Genomic DNA, 17,442 nt, shown 5'->3' with positions numbered 1-17,442 from the left:
TTCAGATCAGATGATTGCGCTGGGCGAACTTGGATAAATGCACCACCGACGACATGCGCAACTTCTCCTTGAGGCGAGTCTTGTAGGTGCTGATGGTTTTGTGGCTCAGCAACATGTCTTCGGCGATTTCCTTGTTGCCCAGGCCCAGGGCCAGTTTCTGCAGCACCGTCAACTCGCGATCCGAGAGGGCTGCCACCAATTCGCACTCGGTCGTTTGCAAATCATCGCGGCGCACCGAACTGGTGGGCAGGCTGGGAAAGCAGCTGTAGTTGGACATCACGGCCTTGATTGCTTTTTGCAGCTCGTCCAGCTCACCGGTCTTGGCGACAAACCCCATGGCGCCAGCCCGCATGCAACGGGTCGAAAAAAACACCGCCAAGTAGGATGTAAGCACCAGGATCTTGCATGGCAGGCCCAAGGCCTTGATCCGACTGATGACCTCCAGACCACCCAACTTGGGCATCGCCAGGTCGAGAATCACCAGGTCCGGGCGCCCTTCCCGGGCCTTCTGCACGGCATCCGCGCCATTACCGGCCTCATCGATTTCAGTAAAACCTTCCTGTTTCAACAAAAATTTGACAGTGGCACGGATAAACGGGTGGTCATCCACTATTAACGCTTTGCTCATAAAAACCCCTGACAGGACAAAGTACGCTGACACATCACACGGAACCCAGCCACCTGTGAGAATTGACAGTTCCGACGAACGGTACTGCCCCTCAGATCGCCAGAAGGCGGGTGCCTGGTCCCTTCCTTTGAAAATCACCACGAACACTTGAAGCCATATCATCGCTGCCGCAAAGCCGCAGCGATCAACCTTAGCAATGGGGTGATGTTTCTTGTGAAGGGATAATCCTGACTGCATGTAGGACTTTTCCTCTCTAGAGCATAGCCAACCCTTGGCAGGGCTAGCCTTGGCAAGGGTCGATCAGTCGGTGGTACTTGGGCTCCAGAAGGCCTGCACCACCAGACTCGAGGTGGAAATACGCGCCACCAGGGCGTCCAGTTCGTCACCGTCCACCGACGTGGCGACCAGGGTTGCTTCGATCTCCACTTCTTCACTGCCAAACGGTCGCACATCGACATCACTGGCCGGGTAGTTGCTACGCGCCAGCTCGGCTTCCAGCAACACCATGACCGCCTGTTGCTGGCTGCGCTGTGCAATCACATAGAGGATGTTGGTCACCTCCGCTGACACCACATCCAGCGGCTGACGATTGATGTTATTGACGATCGGCCGCAGCAACGTGTTGGCCGCCAGCACAAACAGCGTGCCCAGCAGCGCTTCGAGGATCAGGTCGGCACCGGCACAGGCGCCCACCGCCGCCGAGGCCCAGAGGGTGGCGGCGGTGTTGAGCCCGCGCACATTGCCTTCTTCGCGCATGATCACGCCCGCCCCCAGAAAGCCGATGCCCGACACCACATACGCGACCACCCGCACCGCGCCTTCCGCGCCGCCCAGGCGGTTGGCCATGTCGACGAAAATCGCCGCGCCGACTGCGACCAGCACGTTGGTGCGCAAGCCCGCCGTGCGCTGGCGGTACTGGCGCTCGAAGCCGATCAAGCCACCGAGGATAAACGCCGCAGTAAGGCTGACCACGGTATCGATCAGGGAGTCGAGGTTGATGTTGTTGATTGCCTGCATAAAAAACTCCATGAATGCTGCGGCAAATTGAAACCACCCCTGGCCCCGCCGGGAGCCGGGTCCAGGTGCGTTTGATACAGCGTGTTATTGCCAGCCAAACTTACGGATGTAGTAGCCCTTCACCGCCTGGGTCAACGCCATGTACCCCAACAGAATCACCGGCAGGAACACAAAGTACAGCGACGGCAGCGCCTGCAGTTTGAAGTAGTGCGCCAGCGGCCCCATCGGCAGGAAAATCCCCACGGCCATGATCACCCCCGTCATCACCATCAACGGCATTGCCGCACGGCTTTGCAGGAATGGGATTTTCGGGGTGCGGATCATGTGCACGATCAGCGTCTGGGTCAGCAGCCCCACCACGAACCAGCCCGACTGGAACAGGGTCTGGTGGTCCGGCGTGTTGGCATCGAACACATACCACATGAGTGCGAACGTGGTGATGTCGAAGATCGAACTGATCGGCCCGAAGAACAGCATGAAACGGCCCACATCCCCCGGTTGCCAGCGTTGCGGCTTGGCGAGCATTTCCTCATCGACGTGATCGAATGGAATCGCGATCTGCGAAATGTCGTACAACAGGTTTTGCACCAGCAGGTGCATGGGCAGCATCGGCAGGAACGGAATAAACGCACTGGCGACCAACACCGAAAACACGTTGCCGAAGTTGGAGCTGGCGGTCATTTTGATGTACTTGAGCATATTGGCGAAGGTGCGCCGGCCTTCGAGCACGCCCTCCTCTAGGATCATCAGGCTCTTTTCCAACAGGATGATGTCAGCCGCTTCCTTGGCGATGTCCACCGCGCTGTCCACTGAAATACCGATATCGGCAGTGCGCAGCGCCGGTGCGTCGTTGATTCCGTCACCCATGAAGCCCACCACATGGCCGTTGGCCTTGAGCAGGCGCACGATGCGCTCCTTGTGCGACGGCGTCAGCCTGGCGAACACATTTGTGGTTTCCACGGCCTTGGCCAACTCGGCGTCGCTCATGTCCTCGATGTCGTTGCCCATCAGCAGGCCTTGCTGCTCCAGGCCCACTTCGCGGCAGATCTTGGCGGTGACCAGTTCGTTATCACCCGTCAACACTTTGACGGCCACGCCGTGGGCCTTCAGGGCCTTGAGGGCAGGCGCAGTGCTTTCCTTCGGTGGATCAAGGAAGGCCACGTAACCGATCAGGGTCAGGTTGTTTTCATCCGCCAGGCTGTAGGTATCGCGCCCGTCGGACATCGGCTGCGCGGCGACCGCGACCACCCGCAAGCCTTCTTCGTTGAAGGCCGCGGTCACTTGGCGGATGCGCGCCAGCAACTCATCGGTCAGCGCTTCATTGGTGTCGCCGTGGCGCACCCGGTCGCACACCGACAGAATCTCCTCCACCGCGCCTTTACAGATCAACAGGTGCGGCTGGCCTTGCTCGGCCACCACCACCGACATCCGGCGACGGTTGAAGTCGAACGGAATCTCATCGACCTTCTGGAACGCGGTGGCGACTTTCAGCTCGCGATGCACCTCCACGTGCTCCAGCACCGCCACGTCCAGCAGGTTTTTCAGGCCAGTCTGGTAGTAACTGTTGAGGTAGGCCATTTCCAGCACATCGTCGGACTCTTCGCCCCATACGTCCACATGGCGCGCCAGGAAAATCTTGTCCTGGGTCAGCGTGCCGGTCTTGTCGGTACACAGCACGTCCATGGCGCCGAAGTTCTGGATCGCGTCCAGGCGCTTGACGATGACCTTCTTGCGCGACAGAAACACCGCGCCCTTGGCCAACGTCGAGGTAACGATCATCGGCAGCATTTCCGGGGTCAGGCCCACGGCAATCGACAGCGCGAACAGCAGCGCCTCGGTCCAGTCGCCCTTGGTGAAACCGTTGATGAACAGCACCAGCGGTGCCATCACGAACATGAAGCGGATCAGCAGCCAGCTGACTTTGTTGACGCCATGCTGGAACGAGGTGGTCGCACGGTCAGTGGCGGTGACGCGCTGGGCCAGCGCGCCGAAATAGGTGCTGTTGCCGGTGGTCAGAATCACCGCCGTCGCCGCGCCGGACACCACGTTGGTGCCCATGAACAGGATGTTTTCCAGGTCCAGCGGGTTGCGCGTCTTGGCGTCCTGCTGCTGGGCGAACTTCTCCACCGGCATCGATTCGCCGGTCATTGCCGCCTGGCTGACGAACAGGTCCTTGGCGTTGAGCACGCGGCAGTCGGCGGGGATCATGTCGCCGGCCGACAGCACGACCAGGTCGCCCGGCACCAGTTGCTTGATCGGCAGTTCAATGGGTTTGGCCGCCTCGCGACGCAACACCGTCGCGGTGTTGCTTACCATGGCCTTGAGCGCGTCGGCAGCCTTGTTCGACTTGGCCTCCTGCCAGAACCGCAGCAGGGTCGACAGCACCACCATGGAAAAAATCACCGTGGCGGCCTTCATGTCTTCGGTCAGCCAGGAGATTACCGCCAGCAAGGTCAGCAGCAGGTTGAAGGGGTTTTTGTAGCAGTGCCACAGGTGGACCCACCAAGGCAGCGGCTGCTCATGCTCGACTTCGTTGAGGCCGTATTGCTCCCGTAGCGCGTCGGCTTCCTGGGCGTTCAAGCCTTCGGCATGACTGCCCAGGGTGCCCAGCAATTGCTCCGCGCTGCTGTTGGCGGCGACCACCAGGGTCTGCGCCAGGGTCGGCGGGACTTCGCGGCTGACGCTGGCGTCGGTGACGCTGTCGAGCAGTGCCAGGCGCCGGAAATGCCGGGCGATATGCCGGGTCCGCAGGAAGCCGGCGAAGAACTCTTTCAACAGAGTGAAGTTCATGGTGTTACTCCTGCGCGAGGAAACCGTCGTGCAGGTACGGCCGACGGCACTGCGCCCAATTAAGAAGGCACAGCCAGCCTGGCCCGCCTGCCGCAAAAAGGCAGGCGCGTCCATAGCAGCCTGAGGTGAATCAGGTGCTGGTCAGCGTCGATGAGAGGGGATCAGGACAGGCGCCAGAACTGGTCGCTGCCGGGATGCCGCTTCTCGCTGTTTGGCGAGACAACGGCATCGAAAGAATGCGCGTTACCTTGCCAAGTCTGTGCCGGTTACCGAAACCGGCCGACAACTGTCACTTGAACAAGTACCCACTGAGGGTCTCCGCTATTGATGAAAACGCGCGAAGCTTACGCCCCGACTACAGGAGAGTAAACCGCAGGAAAGTACATACATGATGAATAGAAGGATTCTTCAGGATGGGTTCAGGAACCCCTATCTTGAAGCCCTCCGACGCTTAAATGTGGGAGGGGTATATCCGCAGCTAAGGTGCAACGGGTCGATCTCGCGGCACCTGCCTCAAGTAATCATCCACCTGCCCACCCGCCAGCGCCTTGACCTGAATCGACACCGTATTGAGCTGCCGCCCCATCCTGATCCCCTCGCGAGTACGCACTGGCACATAGCCCAGTTTGGGCCAGAAGCGCTCGGCCTTGTGATTGCCAACCACCACCGTCAGGCGCAGCCACTCGGCCCCCCGCGTGACGGCCCACGCTTCGAGGTCTGCATGCAGCCGCTGCGCCAGCCCGCTGCCATGCAGGCACGTATCCACCAGCAACAAGCCGATATGCCACACCCCGGTCGCGAGCAAATCCGCCGCGATATTCACCACGCCAACCAGTTGCTGTTCGCTATCGCGATAGCCCAGCCAATACATCCGGCTGCAACACCAGCCTGCCGGCAACTGGCTCTGTAATTCCTCGCGAGCTTCGGTCGGCGTGGCCGGTTCACCGTTCACCGCCAGGAAGTAACCCGGCGACCGTTCAAAAAAAACCTGCAGCTCGGCTTCATCAGCGTCCAGCAGCTCAACCACCGCGACGCCCTCGATGGAACAGCCAGGTAACGCGTGCAAATCAACGTCCATGTTCAGTCGCCCTCAATCATCGCGCGTCAGCACTTCCAACAATTCAATTTCAAAGCGCAAAGGGCTGTTGGGCTTGATATGCACGCCCATCGAGCGCTCGCCATACGCCAGGTGCGCCGGCACGAACAATGTGCGCACGCCGCCGACTTGCATGCCCATTAACCCCTGATCCCAGCCCTTGATCACGCGGCCCGTTCCAATCACACACTGAAACGGCTTGCCCCGTTCCCAAGACGAATCGAACACCGTGCCGTCTTCCAGGGTGCCGGTGTATTGGGTGGTGATCAACGCACCCTTGACCACGGCCTTGCCGGTGCCTGGGCGGATGTCGGTGATCTGGAGTTGTTCGTCGCTCATGGGGGGGACTCTCGTTGACTGCGCAAAGGCTGGGTTTTCCCAGAATTAGCGGGGGTTGGCAAGTTGCGCAGGCGATCCTATGTCGCAGCAACCCGAGGGTCTGGCTCGTTGTAGCGAGTAAGCACCGCAGGTTTTCGGGAGCCGGCTGACACCTCAACCGGAAGCGCCCGATTTTCTCTCGCCCGTCAGATCACCTCTTATGGAGCACCAGCCACTCCGGCGGTATCCACCCAAAGAGGTCACCCGCAATGAACCAAACCACAAGCCCTGTACGTGTTTCTGTCGTGCAATTCGATCCCCAGGTCGGTGTGGACCACCGTGCCGCAAACCTGCGACGTAGCCTGGAGCTGGCAGCCGAGGCGGCGAACGGCGGCGCCAATCTGATCGTGCTGCCAGAGCTTTCCAACTGCGGCTATTTTTTTTCCAACCGCAACGATGCGTTCGATCACGCCGAAGCGGTACCAGGCGGTCCAAGTATGCGGGCATGGATCGACTTTGCCGGCAGGTACCAGGTCTATCTGGTGGCGGGCCTGAGCGAAATCGACGGCATGCAATTATTCAATACGGCGGTGCTGCTGGGCCCGGGCGGTTTTATCGGCAAGTACCGCAAGGCCCATCTATGGAACCTCGAGAAGCTGTGGTTCACCCCGGGAAGCACGGGCTTTCCAGTCTTTGAGACACCCATCGGCCGGATCGGCATGCTGATCTGCTGGGACATCTGGTTCCCCGAAGTACCGCGCATTCTGAGCCAGCAAGGTGCCGATATCATTTGCAGCCTGAACAACTGGGTCTGGACGCCGCCTCCGTTGTTCGACGACGCCGGCAAGTGCATGGCGTCTTACCTGACGATGACGGCTGCGCACGTCAATAACGTGTTTATCGCCGCCGCCAGCCGAATCGGCGAAGAACGCGATGCCCGTTACCTGGGGTGTTCGTTGATTGCCGGGACCAATGGGTGGCCGATCGGCAAGGTGGCATCCGCCAATCGTCAGGAAATTCTGTTCGCCGATATCGACCTGAGCACCGCGCGCAGTGCGCCCATCTGGAACAGCCTCAATGATCTGCAAAGGGATCGGCGGGTTGACCTGTACGATCAGATGCTCGGCTACATGCAGCATCGTGCATTACCGCGTTGAGCACGAGTGCCCTCACAACCAATGCCAAAACCGGCTCCAAAACCCGCGCCCCAAGTCATTCTTGCAGCCCGCATATTGCTGCGCATACAACTGCGAACGGGCCTGCACCTTGCTGGCCACGGGAGGTAGCCAGGCTTTGCCGGCGTAGGTGCGCTGGCGATAGCCGCCCCAGCCTTCGTGGTAATTCAGGTATTGGCCGTAGGCGTCGTACTTGTACACACCGTTGAGGGTGTAGGTCTTGTCCATGTACCAACCGACGAAGTCGATGGCGTCGTCGAAGTCCTGGCGACTGGCACCGCTGCGGCCGGTGCTTTTGCGGTAGTCGTTCCACACTTCATCCTTGGCCTGGGCGTAGCCGGCGGCGGTGGAGACGCGGCCCCAGGGGATGATCCACAACAGGTAGTTACGCGGGGCCTTGGCGTCCTGCCGGAAGGCCGACTCCTGGTACATGATGGCGAACGGTAACTGGATCGGCACACCCCAGCGCTTTTGGGTAACTTGGGCGGCGTCGTACCAGTCCGCCTTTTCGCGAAAGATGCCGCAAAGGTCGTTGGGCGTGCGTGGCGGCGAGGTGCCGCAGGCCGCCAGTAGAGAAGTGAGTATTAACAATCCGACGGCTTTGCCTGCGCTCAAGATGCACCTTTGCGGGATACGCTAAAAAGGCCGGCATCTTACGCCTTCAATGCGGCAGGTGGAAAAACAGCCTCGCCAACGGGCGCCAGGTCGCACGGCACAATTGCTCTGCACTATCCCAAAGCCCGGGTGTCGTAACTCCCATGTGCCCATTCCCCGGAGAAACCATGAGCCAGGACGTCCTCGCCAAAGAAACCAATCGCCGCCAATTGCAGCAGATCATCTCCGGGTTGTCCGACGGGGTGATCTTGGCCGAGGTCGACCAGACCATCCTCTGGGCCAACGAGGCGGCGCTGAGCATGCACGGGGTCAGTGCGGTCGAGCACCTGGGCGCGAACAATCAGGCGTATGCCGAGCGGTTCGCCTTGCGCTATCGCAATAACCACCCGCTGTTGCTGGACAGCTACCCCCTCAGCCGTTTGGCCGCCGGCGAAGAGTTCAGCGACGTGGTCGTGGAAGTCACGTCCACCGGCGACGGTGAGCGCAGTTGGGTCCATCGCCTACGCAGCCTGGTGCTGACCGATTCACGCGGTGAACCGGAGTTGCTGGTGTTGATCCTCAGCGACGCCACCGAATGGGCGAGCGCCGAGCAGCGCTTCGAGAAGACGTTCAACGCCAACCCCGCTCCCGCCGTGATCTGCCGCCTCAGCGATCTGCGCTATATCAAGGTCAACCAGGGCTTTCTGGAGATGACCGGCTTCAACCGCGACCAGGTGATCGGCCGTTCGGTGTACGAACTCGACGTACTCGAACACGCCGAGCGCAAAGACCTGGCCATCCAGCGCCTGGCCGAAGGTGCAACCATCCCGCAGATGCAGGCCGAATTGAGATTGCCCGAGGGCGGCAGCAAGTTGGTGATCGTGGCCGGCCAGCCGTTGGACATGAACGAGGAAGACTGCATGTTGTTTTCCTTCACCGACCTGGAGCCTCGGCGCAAGGCGGAAATCGCCCTGCGCCAGAGTGAGGAGCGCTTCGCCAAGTCGTTCCGCCTTTCGCCCGTGCCGACCCTGGTGTGCAGCGCCGCCAACCAGCAAGTGGTGGATATCAACGAAGCCTTCATGAACATGACAGGCTACACCAGCGAAGAGCTGATCGGCAAAGCCATCGAAGACATCAACTTCATCGACAGCGCCCAGGCCTGCGCGCAGTTGTTCGCCACCCTGAAAAAAGCCGGCAACCTCGACGGGCTGGATCTGAAGGTGCGCAAGAAAGGCAATGAGGTGATCGACTGCGTGGTGTCTGCCGATACCGTAAGCATCCAGGATGTGCCCTGCTACCTGCTGGTACTGATGAACATCACCGAACGCAAACGCTCGGAACTGGAGCTGGTGGCGGCCATCGAGGAAGTGATGCAGGACGCCTCCTGGTTCAGCCAGACCCTGATCGAAAAACTGGCCAACGCCAAAAGCGTCAACCGCCCCAACGTGCCGGGCATTGCCTTCACCGACCTCACCGCGCGCGAGCGCGATGTGCTGGGTTTGATTTGCGAAGGCCTGGCCGACAAAGAGATCGCCTCGCGCCTGAAGCTGGCGCCCAACACAGTGCGCAACCATGTGGCCACGGTGTATTCCAAACTGGGGGTGCATAGCCGCAGTGCGGCGATCGTCTGGGCCCGTGAACGCGGGCTGTTCGCCGGTGAATTGCGCCTTAAAAACAAACGTTGAACGTGCAAATGCACTAGTGCGGCTAGTGCGAATTCGCCTTATTGCATGTCGGTGTAATGCTTAACCTTCCGGAGGTGGACACAGGGTTTCGAGGCTGTGTCGTCCTACTCGACACCCGGAAGGAATTAGCATGTTTACCCTGTCTCAACTGCGAAATTGCATCGAAGAAGGCCTATCGCCGCTGACCTGCGAATTCACCTTGTGCCGCGACGCCTCGCTGACCCTCAAAGTCTTCGACGCCGAAACCGGCCGCGTCGACCTGGTAGTCACAGGGATCAGCAACAAACAGCTGCAGACCCCACAAGAAGTGGACAAGATGGTCGAAGAATTACGCTACGAGTTGCAAAGCAACCACCTGGGCAAACTCACCCTGGATGACTTGCCTTCAGCCTCGCACCCATGAAATAGAACACCCCGCCACCGATGATAAACGCCCCCAGCATGTAGAACATGAACGGAGCCGGCTGACTGGACAACACCAGCCCGCACAGCACCGGCCCCAGCGCGGCGCCGAGGTTGGACAGGTTCTGCGCCCCGTAATACATGCCACGCAGGTGGTCCGGGGCAATGCGGTCGATAAACATATACTCGGCCGGAAACACGACGATTTCCCCCACGGTAAACACCGCCATCGCCAGCACCCACCACAGCACGCTGGTGGACAGCGCAAAGCCGATCAACCCCAGCATGAACATGCTCAAGCCGAAGATCAGCCACTGGCTCAGATAACGGTGCGAGATGCGGCGACCGATCACGTATTGCAGGGCAATCACCAACACCGCGTTGGTCGTAAGCACGGCGCTGATGACCTTGTAGGTGTATTCAGCAGTGGTGGTGGTCACCAGGTATTGCGACAGATAAGCCGTGAACTGGCCGAACACCACCGCACTAAGCAAGCCGCCAACGGTGAAGCACACCAGCCGCCGATCCTTTAACAGCACGCGGCCGACGGCTAGGAACGACACCGGCTTTTGCGTGGTATCGACAGTGGCCAGCGCACGATCGCCCCAGCGCCAGTACACCAGGAAAAACCCCGCCCCCAACAGCGCCGAGAGCATAAACGGCAAGCTGATATCCAGCTTGGCCACCATCGCGCCAAAGAACGGTCCCAGCGCATAGCCGATATTGGTCAGGGTGTACTTGATGGAAAACACTTCACTGCGCCCGTCTTCCGGCAGGAGGCTGGCAAAGCCGGCTTTGATCGCAATATCGATGACCGCGTAAGCCAGGTTGATCAAGATCAGGCAGCCATAGAACGCCCAGATATTCTGCGCGAGCAGCGTGCCGATAAAGCCCACCACAAACAGCGCGCTCAAGCCCAGCAGCAACCGATAGCTGCTGATGCGATCGACGAGAAACCCGCCGTACACGCTGAGCAACGATCCGACGATCAGCGAACTGCCGATCACCAGGCCGACCTGGATGATGTCCAGGGCAAAGTGTCGGGTGAGGTAGATAACCAGGTACGGAAAGGTGATTGCCTTGGCCAGCGTCAGCATCAACGTGGCGGACAGCAACAGGTTCACGGTGCGGGGGTAGTGTCTTAGTGTGGCAAGCATCCTGCTCTCATTCCATTAAGGTAACGCGACCATTGCAGCCGGTTACCTTACCCCAGGAACCTGAAAAAAAGCAGGCGTTTCCAGCGGATTATTGCGTGACCGGGGTGATCTCGAGGATGGTGCCGTTGGTGGTTTTGAGCAGCACAAACCTATTGCCGACACGGGCCCATTGGCTGTCCTCTTCGGGCTGCTTCAAGCCGCGTTTTTTCCAGTCACTGACCGCCAACTCCTTGCGCATCAGCATATCCGGCGCACGGTCGCCCTCTTTCAAGTCACGGGCATTGATGTTGGAAGGCTGCACGGTTTCCTGCGGGGTATCACCGGCCTGCACGACAACGCTGGCGGTGGACAGGCTGGCAGCGACCAGCAGGCAGGCGACGAGGGATTTGGACTTCATGGGTGCTCCTTCAAGTAATGAGGCGTACCCAGGTTCCGACCGCAGGCGTGTGGAATCATTCAGCCCAAAGCCGACCTCTTGGCTTCCCCCGCACCCTGTGGCGAGGGCGCTTGCTCCCGCTGGGCTGCGCAGCAGCTCCAAAAGGCCCGACCCCGAACCACCCGGACAAACGCGATGAATGGATGAGGCCAGCTTCGCTGCCCAACGGGAGCAAGCTCCCTCGCCACAAGGTGTTCGCCGCAGCGCCTGCGCCAGTGCGAATAAATGCTGCCCAACGCCATCACCCATTGCCATCGTGAAAATATTCATGTAATTTTTCATGAAATTTAACGAAATAAATTTCATGAACCAGCAAGAAGAACTCGAAGCCCTCGCGATCCTGATCCACGACCTGCGCAAGTACAAGAAACTCACCCTCGCGCAATTGGCACAAAAGATCGAGCGTTCGGTGGGCTTCCTGTCTCAGGTCGAACGCGGCCTGTCACGCCCGACAGTGGCGGACCTGACCGCCATCAGCCACGCCCTTGACGTGCCCACCACCTACTTCTACAGCCTGAGCAAGCCCAAGGCCATCAACTGGGTGACGCGCCCCAACGAGCGGCGCACGGTGTATTACGCCAATGGCATCACCGACATCCTGGTCTCCCCCAGTATGAACGGCGCATTTTCGATGCTCGACAGCCTGTTGGCCCCCGGCGCCAACAGCGGTGAGCAGACCATGAGCGACCGCGCCGAGCAGGCCGGTTTTGTACTGGAGGGTGAGTTGACGCTGTGGCGGGAAGGTGAAGCCGATTCGGTCACCCTGCGCCAAGGCGACAGTTTCCACCTGGCCAGTTTCGCCCGCTGCCGCTACGCCAACCTGACCGAACTGCCCGCCCGCGTGCTGTGGGTTTACAACTAGGAGCTACACCCGTGAAAAGCCATTCCTCCACGCTGCTGGCCGAAGTACGGAGCTTTCGCCAGAACCACCCCGACGTGCGTTACGTTGACCTGATCGCCCTGGACATCCCCGGGCATTTCTACGGCAAGCGCTACCCGGTGGAGATGCTGGAAAAAGTCGCCGCTGGCGGCCCGTTGAAGCTGCCGCAGAACGCCGTGCTGCTGGGGGTTCAGGGCGGCTTGTTCAAGATCGGTGACTACTGCTTCAACGACGGCGACCCCGACGCCAACCGCCGCCTGGTGCCGGGCACGCTCACACCAGTGAGCTGGGAATCGCAGCCACTGGGCCAGATGCTGATCACCTCGGACGGCACGCAAGCGCCTATCGAATTCGAACCGCGAGAAGTGTTGGCCAAGGTCCTGGAACGCCTGCACCACAAGGGCATTCATCCGGTGGTGGCCTTCGAACTGGAGTTTTACCTGTTCGACAAGAAGCTCGACAACGGCCTGCCGCAATTCGCCCGCGACCCGTTGAGTGAGGACGCCGACGACCAGCCCAACCTGCATATCGAGCGACTGTCGCGCTTCAGCGAGGTACTCGACGATATGGCACAAACCGCCAAGGACCAAGGCATCGACATCACGGTGATCACCGCCGAACTCGGCCCCGGCCAGTTCGAGATCAACTTCGGCCACTTGGACGATGGCCTGCGCGCCGCCGACTGGGCCGCCCTGTTCTGCCGCAGCACCCGTGGCGTGGCGCTAAAACACGGCTACCGCGCCAGCTTCATGGCCAAGCCCTACCTGCAATTCCCCGGCAGCGGCATGCACGTGCATGTCAGCCTGTACGACGGCGCCGGCAACAACTTGCTCGCCGCCCATCAACAGCAGCCCCTGCGCCACGCCGTCGCCGGTTGCCTGGAGCTGCTGCCGCACTGCATGCCGATCTTCTCGCCGAACCACAACGCCTTCCGCCGCCTGGGTGGTACGGTCAACGCGGCCACCCGTGCGAGCTGGGGCTTTGAAGACCGCGATGCGTGCGTGCGCATCCCGGAATCCGACCCGCGCAACCTGCGCATCGAACACCGCCTGGCCAGCGCCGATGCCAACCCCTATCTGGTGTTGGCGGCGATTCTAGCGGGGTTGGAGCACGGGCTTGAAGCCCAGCGCGAACCCATCGCCCCACTCAATGATGACCGCAACAGCGGCAGCGACTTCCCCCTGGAAATGCTCGAGGCCGTGCGCGCCATGCAACATCAAGCGGTATTGCGCGATAAGCTGGGCGCAGAATTTGTCGACGTGTACTGCGAGAACAAACGCCAGGACCACTTGGCGTTTCAACAGGAGATCAACACGCGGGAATACCGCTGGTTTCTCTAACCCCCCATGGAATCACCGATGACCGACCAAAGCGCCCCGGCCCTCAAGGAAATCTTCAACCTCGAACGCCTGCAACACATCGCCACCGAGATGACGGCGGTGTACCCGGCGTTCGACGCCAATGGGTTTCTCAAGCACGCCAAGGCCGGGCTGGCCGAGTTGTCGGTGATGCAGCGCATGGCGCGGGTCAGCGACAGCCTGCATGCGGTGATCCCGCTGGACTACCCGCAGACCCTCAAGCTGCTCTATGCGCTCGCACCGCGCTTGAACAGCGGGTTTGTCAGCCTGTTCCTGCCGCACTACGTGGCGAGTCATGGCCGGGATGACTTCGAGCGTTCCATGGCTGCACTCAAATACTTCACGACCTTTGGTTCCTCCGAATTCGCGATCCGGCACTTCTTGCTGCACGACTTCCAACGCACCCTGGCAGTGATGCAAGAGTGGTCGCTGGATGACAACGACCACGTGCGCCGCCTCGCCAGCGAAGGCTCGCGACCGCGACTGCCGTGGTCATTTCGCCTGGCCGACGTGCAGGCCAACCCCGCGCTGTGCGCGTCGATCCTCGACAGCCTCAAGGCCGACAGCAGCCTGTATGTGCGCAAGTCCGTGGCCAACCACCTCAACGACATCACCAAGGACCACCCCGATTGGGTGCTCAGCCTGATCGAAGGCTGGTCGCTGGATAACCCGCACACTGCGTGGATCGCGCGCCATGCGCTGCGCAGCTTGATCAAGCAAGGCAACACCCGCGCGCTGACGATCATCGGCGCAGGAGCCAAGGCCGAGGTCAAGATTCATCACCTGCGCGTCACCCCGGCGGTGATCAAACTGGGGGAGCGGATCAACCTGACCTTCAGCCTCGAATCCACCGCCGCTGCGCCACAGAAACTGGTGGTGGACTACGCCATCGACTATGTAAAAAGCGCCGGCCACAGCGCGGCCAAAGTGTTCAAGCTCAAGGCCTTTACCCTTGGCGCAGGCGAGCACCAGCGCATCAGCCGCGAACAACATATCCGTGAACTGACCACGCGCAAGCACTACCCCGGCAAGCACGCGGTGCATGTGCTGGTGAATGGGGAACGGTTGGGCAGTGCGGAATTCGAACTGCGCGACTGACTCAGTTCAAGCAACACCACAGATCCAATGTGGGAGGGGGCTTGCCCCGATAGCGGTGATGAAGTCATGCATGTTTTGGCTGACACACTGCTATCGGGAGCAAGCCCCCTCGCACATTTTTGATCCGGTTTCTTCAGGTGGACTCGCCGAGCAACAGCGGCTGCTCACGCGCGCACAACTCCACTACGTAATCCCACAGCACCCGCAGCCGCACCGACTTGTGCAGTTCCCTGCGCGAGCTGATCCAATAACTGCGCTCAATCCCCTCCCCCGGCAGCAACGACACCAACTCCGTGTCACTGGCCGCCATAAAGCACGGCAACACAGCAATCCCCAGGCCGGAACGTGCTGCCTGGTGCTGGGCGATCACACTGGTGCTGTGGAACACCACCTTGGGGTTGCGACAGAAACTGCTGAGGAATTTCAGTTCCTGGCTGAACAGCAGGTCATCGACGTAATCGATCCAGGCATGGCCGGCGAGGTCTTCACGTTTTTCAATCGGCGGATTGCGCGCCAGATAAGCGCGGCTGGCGTAGAGCGCCAGGCGATAGTCGGTGAGTTTGCGCGTGACCAGTTGATCGACGCTGGGACGTTCGAGGTGGATGCTGATTTCGGCTTCGCGGTTGAGGATGCTGACGAAACGCGGCACGGCCACCAGCTCCACTTCCAACCCCGGATAGCGCTCAAACAACCCGCCCATGCGGCTGGCGAGAAACATCACGCCCAGCCCTTCGGCCACGCCCAGGCGGATCTTGCCCAGGGGTGCGGCGGTGTGGGTCAGTTCGTCTTCGGCCAGCAGCGCGACGTTTTCCATGGCTTCGGCATGTTTGAGCAGGGCCTCGCCGGACGGCGTCAACTCATAGCCGTGGGCGTGCTGCACGAACAACGCGGTGCCGAGGCTTTTCTCAATGGCCTCGATATGCCGCGCCACGGTGGCGTGGGTGGTTTTCAGGCGTTGCGCGGCGGTGAGCAGGCGGCCGCTGCGCTGCAACTCGAGAAAATACCGCAGGTCATTCCAGTCGAACATAGCGCCTCCAATCCGTGAGCCTGGGCCGCACTATTTAAAAACGCACAGCGGCTGGGTAAAAACTAACATTTTTAAGACGAAAACTAACAACTAGGATGGAGCCAATAAGAAAAACAAGCGAGACCTCAGATGCCCACTGCAACTGCTGAATACGATTACATCGTCGTAGGCGCCGGCCCCGCAGGCTGCCTGCTGGCCAATCGACTGTCCGCCAACCCCGCCCACCGTGTGCTGTTGCTTGAAGCCGGTGGACGCGACAACTACCCCTGGATTCATATCCCCGTCGGCTACCTGTTCTGCATCGGCAACCCACGCACCGATTGGTGCTTCAAGACTGAAGCCCAAGCCGGCCTGCAAGGCCGTGCCCTGAGTTACCCACGGGGCAAGGTGCTCGGCGGTTGTTCGTCGATCAACGGCATGATCTACATGCGCGGCCAGGCCCAGGATTACGACGGCTGGGCAGCCGAAGGTAACGCCGGCTGGGCGTGGAAAGACGTGCTGCCGCTGTTCAAGCAAAGCGAAAACCATTTTGCCGGCGGTTCGGAATTTCACAGCGACGGCGGCGAATGGCGGGTTGAACAACAACGGCTGTCGTGGCCGATTCTGGATGCCTTCCGTGAGGCTGCGGCCCAAAGCGGCATCGCCAACATCAGCGACTTCAACCAGGGCGATAACGAAGGCTGCGGTTACTTCCAGGTCAACCAGAAGGCCGGCGTGCGCTGGAATGCGGCCAAGGCGTTCCTCAAGCCGATCCGCCGGCGGCCGAACCTGACCGTGTTGACCGACGTGGAAGTCGACCGCGTATTGCTGGAGAACGGCCGCGCCTCGGCAGTGCTCGGGCGTCAGCACGGCCAACAGCTCAGTTGGAAGGCGCGCAAGGAAATCGTGTTGTGCGCAGGCGCGGTGGGTTCGCCTGGCATTCTGCAGCGCTCGGGGATTGGCCCGGCCAACGTGCTCAAACCGCTCGGCATTGATGTGTTGCATGAACTGCCGGGCGTCGGCGGCAACCTGCAGGACCACCTGCAACTGCGGCTGATCTACAAGCTGGAAAACGCGCGCACCCTGAACCAGATCGCGGGCTCCGTGTGGGGCAAGATGGGCATGGGCCTGCGCTACCTGTATGACCGCAGCGGCCCGCTGTCGATGGCGCCCAGCCAGCTCGGCGCGTTTGCCCGCTCGGGCCCGGAACACACCTCGGCCAACCTTGAATACCATGTGCAACCGCTGTCCCTGGAGCGCTTTGGCGAGCCGTTGCACGCGTTCCCGGCGTTTACCGCGTCGGTTTGCGACCTGCGCCCGCAAAGCCGTGGGCGTGTCGATATTCGCTCGGCCAACCCGGCGGATGCGCCGCTGATCCAGCCCAATTATCTCAGCCATCCGCAAGACCTGCGGGTGGCCGCCGATGCGATTCGCCTGACTCGACGCATCGTCGCCGCGCCGGCCCTGAGCCCGTTCAAACCGGTGGAATACTTGCCCGGCGATGCACTGCAAACCGAAGAGCAACTGCACGAAGCCGCAGCGCGCATCGGCACGACGATTTTCCATCCGGTGGGCACCTGCCGCATGGGCAGTGACCAGGACGCGGTGGTCGACGCGCAACTGCGGGTCCACGGCGTGCCGGGGCTGCGCATCGCCGATGCCTCGATCATGCCCCGCATCACGTCCGGCAATACCTGCTCACCCACGCTGATGATCGCGGAGAAAGCCGCGCAACTGATCCTTTCGCCGAACACAAGGAGCCTTGCCCCGGAGAGAGAACTGGTCCATGCAATCTGAATAGC

General features: G+C 60.7%; 16 protein-coding genes. 7 read left to right on the top strand and 9 right to left on the bottom strand.

Going from position 1 to position 17,442, the window contains the following annotated elements; translation table 11 throughout:
• Position 1 precedes the first annotated feature (1 nt).
• The 5 genes from P3S72_RS11430 to P3S72_RS11410 all read right to left on the bottom strand — a co-directional run bounded on the left by P3S72_RS11430 (position 2) and on the right by P3S72_RS11410 (position 5,870).
• Positions 2-628 carry a response regulator transcription factor gene (locus P3S72_RS11430; RefSeq protein ID WP_276197401.1) on the bottom strand — a complete coding sequence of 209 codons (627 nt, stop codon included), beginning with the start codon at positions 626-628 and terminating at the stop codon, positions 2-4.
• Positions 629-928: 300 nt separating this feature from the next.
• Entirely contained in the window at positions 929-1,645 is a 717-nt protein-coding gene (locus P3S72_RS11425) for an MgtC/SapB family protein (protein ID WP_276197400.1), read from the bottom strand.
• An 84-nt stretch (positions 1,646-1,729) separates the two neighbouring features.
• Positions 1,730-4,435 (bottom strand): magnesium-translocating P-type ATPase, encoded by a 2,706-nt coding sequence (gene mgtA, locus P3S72_RS11420; protein ID WP_276197399.1) that lies wholly within the window; start codon positions 4,433-4,435, stop codon positions 1,730-1,732.
• A gap of 478 nt (positions 4,436-4,913) precedes the next feature.
• Positions 4,914-5,513 (bottom strand): GNAT family N-acetyltransferase, encoded by a 600-nt coding sequence (locus P3S72_RS11415; protein ID WP_276197398.1) that lies wholly within the window; start codon positions 5,511-5,513, stop codon positions 4,914-4,916.
• A gap of 12 nt (positions 5,514-5,525) precedes the next feature.
• Complete coding sequence (locus tag P3S72_RS11410; protein WP_276197397.1) at positions 5,526-5,870, bottom strand: FKBP-type peptidyl-prolyl cis-trans isomerase; 345 nt, start codon at positions 5,868-5,870, stop codon at positions 5,526-5,528.
• 248 nt (positions 5,871-6,118) lie between these two features.
• Between P3S72_RS11410 and P3S72_RS11405 the strand changes: the two genes are divergently transcribed.
• Entirely contained in the window at positions 6,119-7,006 is an 888-nt protein-coding gene (locus P3S72_RS11405) for a nitrilase family protein (RefSeq protein ID WP_276197396.1), read from the top strand.
• A 12-nt stretch (positions 7,007-7,018) separates the two neighbouring features.
• Here the strand turns inward: P3S72_RS11405 and P3S72_RS11400 are convergent, their stop codons facing one another.
• Complete coding sequence (locus tag P3S72_RS11400) at positions 7,019-7,639, bottom strand: transglycosylase SLT domain-containing protein (protein WP_247398239.1); 621 nt, start codon at positions 7,637-7,639, stop codon at positions 7,019-7,021.
• 167 nt (positions 7,640-7,806) lie between these two features.
• On the opposite strand from P3S72_RS11400, the gene P3S72_RS11395 reads away from it, so the two are divergent.
• Both P3S72_RS11395 and P3S72_RS11390 read left to right on the top strand, forming a co-directional pair.
• The gene (locus tag P3S72_RS11395; RefSeq protein WP_276197395.1) at positions 7,807-9,303 is read left to right on the top strand and encodes a helix-turn-helix transcriptional regulator; all 1,497 of its coding nucleotides are present in this window, start codon (positions 7,807-7,809) and stop codon (positions 9,301-9,303) included.
• Positions 9,304-9,433: 130 nt separating this feature from the next.
• Positions 9,434-9,706, top strand: a complete 273-nt coding sequence (locus P3S72_RS11390) for a DUF1652 domain-containing protein (protein WP_247398235.1) — start codon at positions 9,434-9,436, stop codon at positions 9,704-9,706.
• Here the strand turns inward: P3S72_RS11390 and P3S72_RS11385 are convergent.
• On the bottom strand, positions 9,669-10,862 hold the full coding sequence (locus P3S72_RS11385; protein ID WP_276197394.1) for an MFS transporter: 1,194 nt from the start codon (positions 10,860-10,862) through the stop codon (positions 9,669-9,671). The two genes, P3S72_RS11390 and P3S72_RS11385, sit on opposite strands and share 38 nt — an antisense overlap.
• Before the next feature lie 88 nt (positions 10,863-10,950).
• Complete coding sequence (locus P3S72_RS11380) at positions 10,951-11,259, bottom strand: RcnB family protein (protein WP_247398232.1); 309 nt, start codon at positions 11,257-11,259, stop codon at positions 10,951-10,953.
• A 343-nt stretch (positions 11,260-11,602) separates the two neighbouring features.
• Here P3S72_RS11380 and P3S72_RS11375 point away from each other — a divergent pair, with 343 nt between their 5' ends.
• The 3 genes from P3S72_RS11375 to P3S72_RS11365 are packed head-to-tail and all read left to right on the top strand — an operon-like array spanning position 11,603 to position 14,634.
• Positions 11,603-12,160 carry an XRE family transcriptional regulator gene (locus P3S72_RS11375; protein ID WP_247398230.1) on the top strand — a complete coding sequence of 186 codons (558 nt, stop codon included), beginning with the start codon at positions 11,603-11,605 and terminating at the stop codon, positions 12,158-12,160.
• Positions 12,161-12,171: 11 nt separating this feature from the next.
• A complete protein-coding gene (locus P3S72_RS11370; RefSeq protein ID WP_276197393.1) occupies positions 12,172-13,518 on the top strand; it encodes a glutamine synthetase family protein in 1,347 nt (448 codons plus the stop codon).
• Between the two features lie 18 nt (positions 13,519-13,536).
• Positions 13,537-14,634: a DNA alkylation repair protein gene (locus P3S72_RS11365; protein ID WP_276197392.1), complete on the top strand. Its 1,098-nt coding sequence runs from the start codon at positions 13,537-13,539 to the stop codon at positions 14,632-14,634.
• A gap of 133 nt (positions 14,635-14,767) precedes the next feature.
• Here P3S72_RS11365 and P3S72_RS11360 read toward each other — a convergent pair whose 3' ends face one another.
• Entirely contained in the window at positions 14,768-15,661 is an 894-nt protein-coding gene (locus tag P3S72_RS11360) for a LysR family transcriptional regulator (RefSeq protein WP_247398224.1), read from the bottom strand.
• A gap of 129 nt (positions 15,662-15,790) precedes the next feature.
• On the opposite strand from P3S72_RS11360, the gene P3S72_RS11355 reads away from it, so the two are divergent.
• Positions 15,791-17,437, top strand: coding sequence for a GMC family oxidoreductase N-terminal domain-containing protein (locus P3S72_RS11355; protein ID WP_247398222.1), 1,647 nt, complete (start codon positions 15,791-15,793; stop codon positions 17,435-17,437).
• The last annotated feature ends 5 nt before the right edge of the window (positions 17,438-17,442 follow it).

This window comes from Pseudomonas sp. D3 (assembly GCF_029320995.1).
Lineage (GTDB): Bacteria > Pseudomonadota > Gammaproteobacteria > Pseudomonadales > Pseudomonadaceae > Aquipseudomonas > Aquipseudomonas paraveronii.
This window is presented reverse-complemented; position numbering and strand designations above follow the sequence as displayed.

Coding starts and splice junctions, on each gene's coding strand:
- P3S72_RS11365 (WP_276197392.1), top strand. CDS start 13,537: ATGACCGACCAAAGCGCCCCGGCCCTCAAGGAAATCTTCAACCTCGAA.
- mgtA (WP_276197399.1), bottom strand. CDS start 4,435: ATGAACTTCACTCTGTTGAAAGAGTTCTTCGCCGGCTTCCTGCGGACC.
- P3S72_RS11425 (WP_276197400.1), bottom strand. CDS start 1,645: ATGCAGGCAATCAACAACATCAACCTCGACTCCCTGATCGATACCGTG.
- P3S72_RS11355 (WP_247398222.1), top strand. CDS start 15,791: ATGCCCACTGCAACTGCTGAATACGATTACATCGTCGTAGGCGCCGGC.
- P3S72_RS11385 (WP_276197394.1), bottom strand. CDS start 10,862: ATGCTTGCCACACTAAGACACTACCCCCGCACCGTGAACCTGTTGCTG.
- P3S72_RS11395 (WP_276197395.1), top strand. CDS start 7,807: ATGAGCCAGGACGTCCTCGCCAAAGAAACCAATCGCCGCCAATTGCAG.
- P3S72_RS11380 (WP_247398232.1), bottom strand. CDS start 11,259: ATGAAGTCCAAATCCCTCGTCGCCTGCCTGCTGGTCGCTGCCAGCCTG.
- P3S72_RS11410 (WP_276197397.1), bottom strand. CDS start 5,870: ATGAGCGACGAACAACTCCAGATCACCGACATCCGCCCAGGCACCGGC.
- P3S72_RS11405 (WP_276197396.1), top strand. CDS start 6,119: ATGAACCAAACCACAAGCCCTGTACGTGTTTCTGTCGTGCAATTCGAT.
- P3S72_RS11375 (WP_247398230.1), top strand. CDS start 11,603: ATGAACCAGCAAGAAGAACTCGAAGCCCTCGCGATCCTGATCCACGAC.
- P3S72_RS11360 (WP_247398224.1), bottom strand. CDS start 15,661: ATGTTCGACTGGAATGACCTGCGGTATTTTCTCGAGTTGCAGCGCAGC.
- P3S72_RS11415 (WP_276197398.1), bottom strand. CDS start 5,513: ATGGACGTTGATTTGCACGCGTTACCTGGCTGTTCCATCGAGGGCGTC.
- P3S72_RS11390 (WP_247398235.1), top strand. CDS start 9,434: ATGTTTACCCTGTCTCAACTGCGAAATTGCATCGAAGAAGGCCTATCG.
- P3S72_RS11430 (WP_276197401.1), bottom strand. CDS start 628: ATGAGCAAAGCGTTAATAGTGGATGACCACCCGTTTATCCGTGCCACT.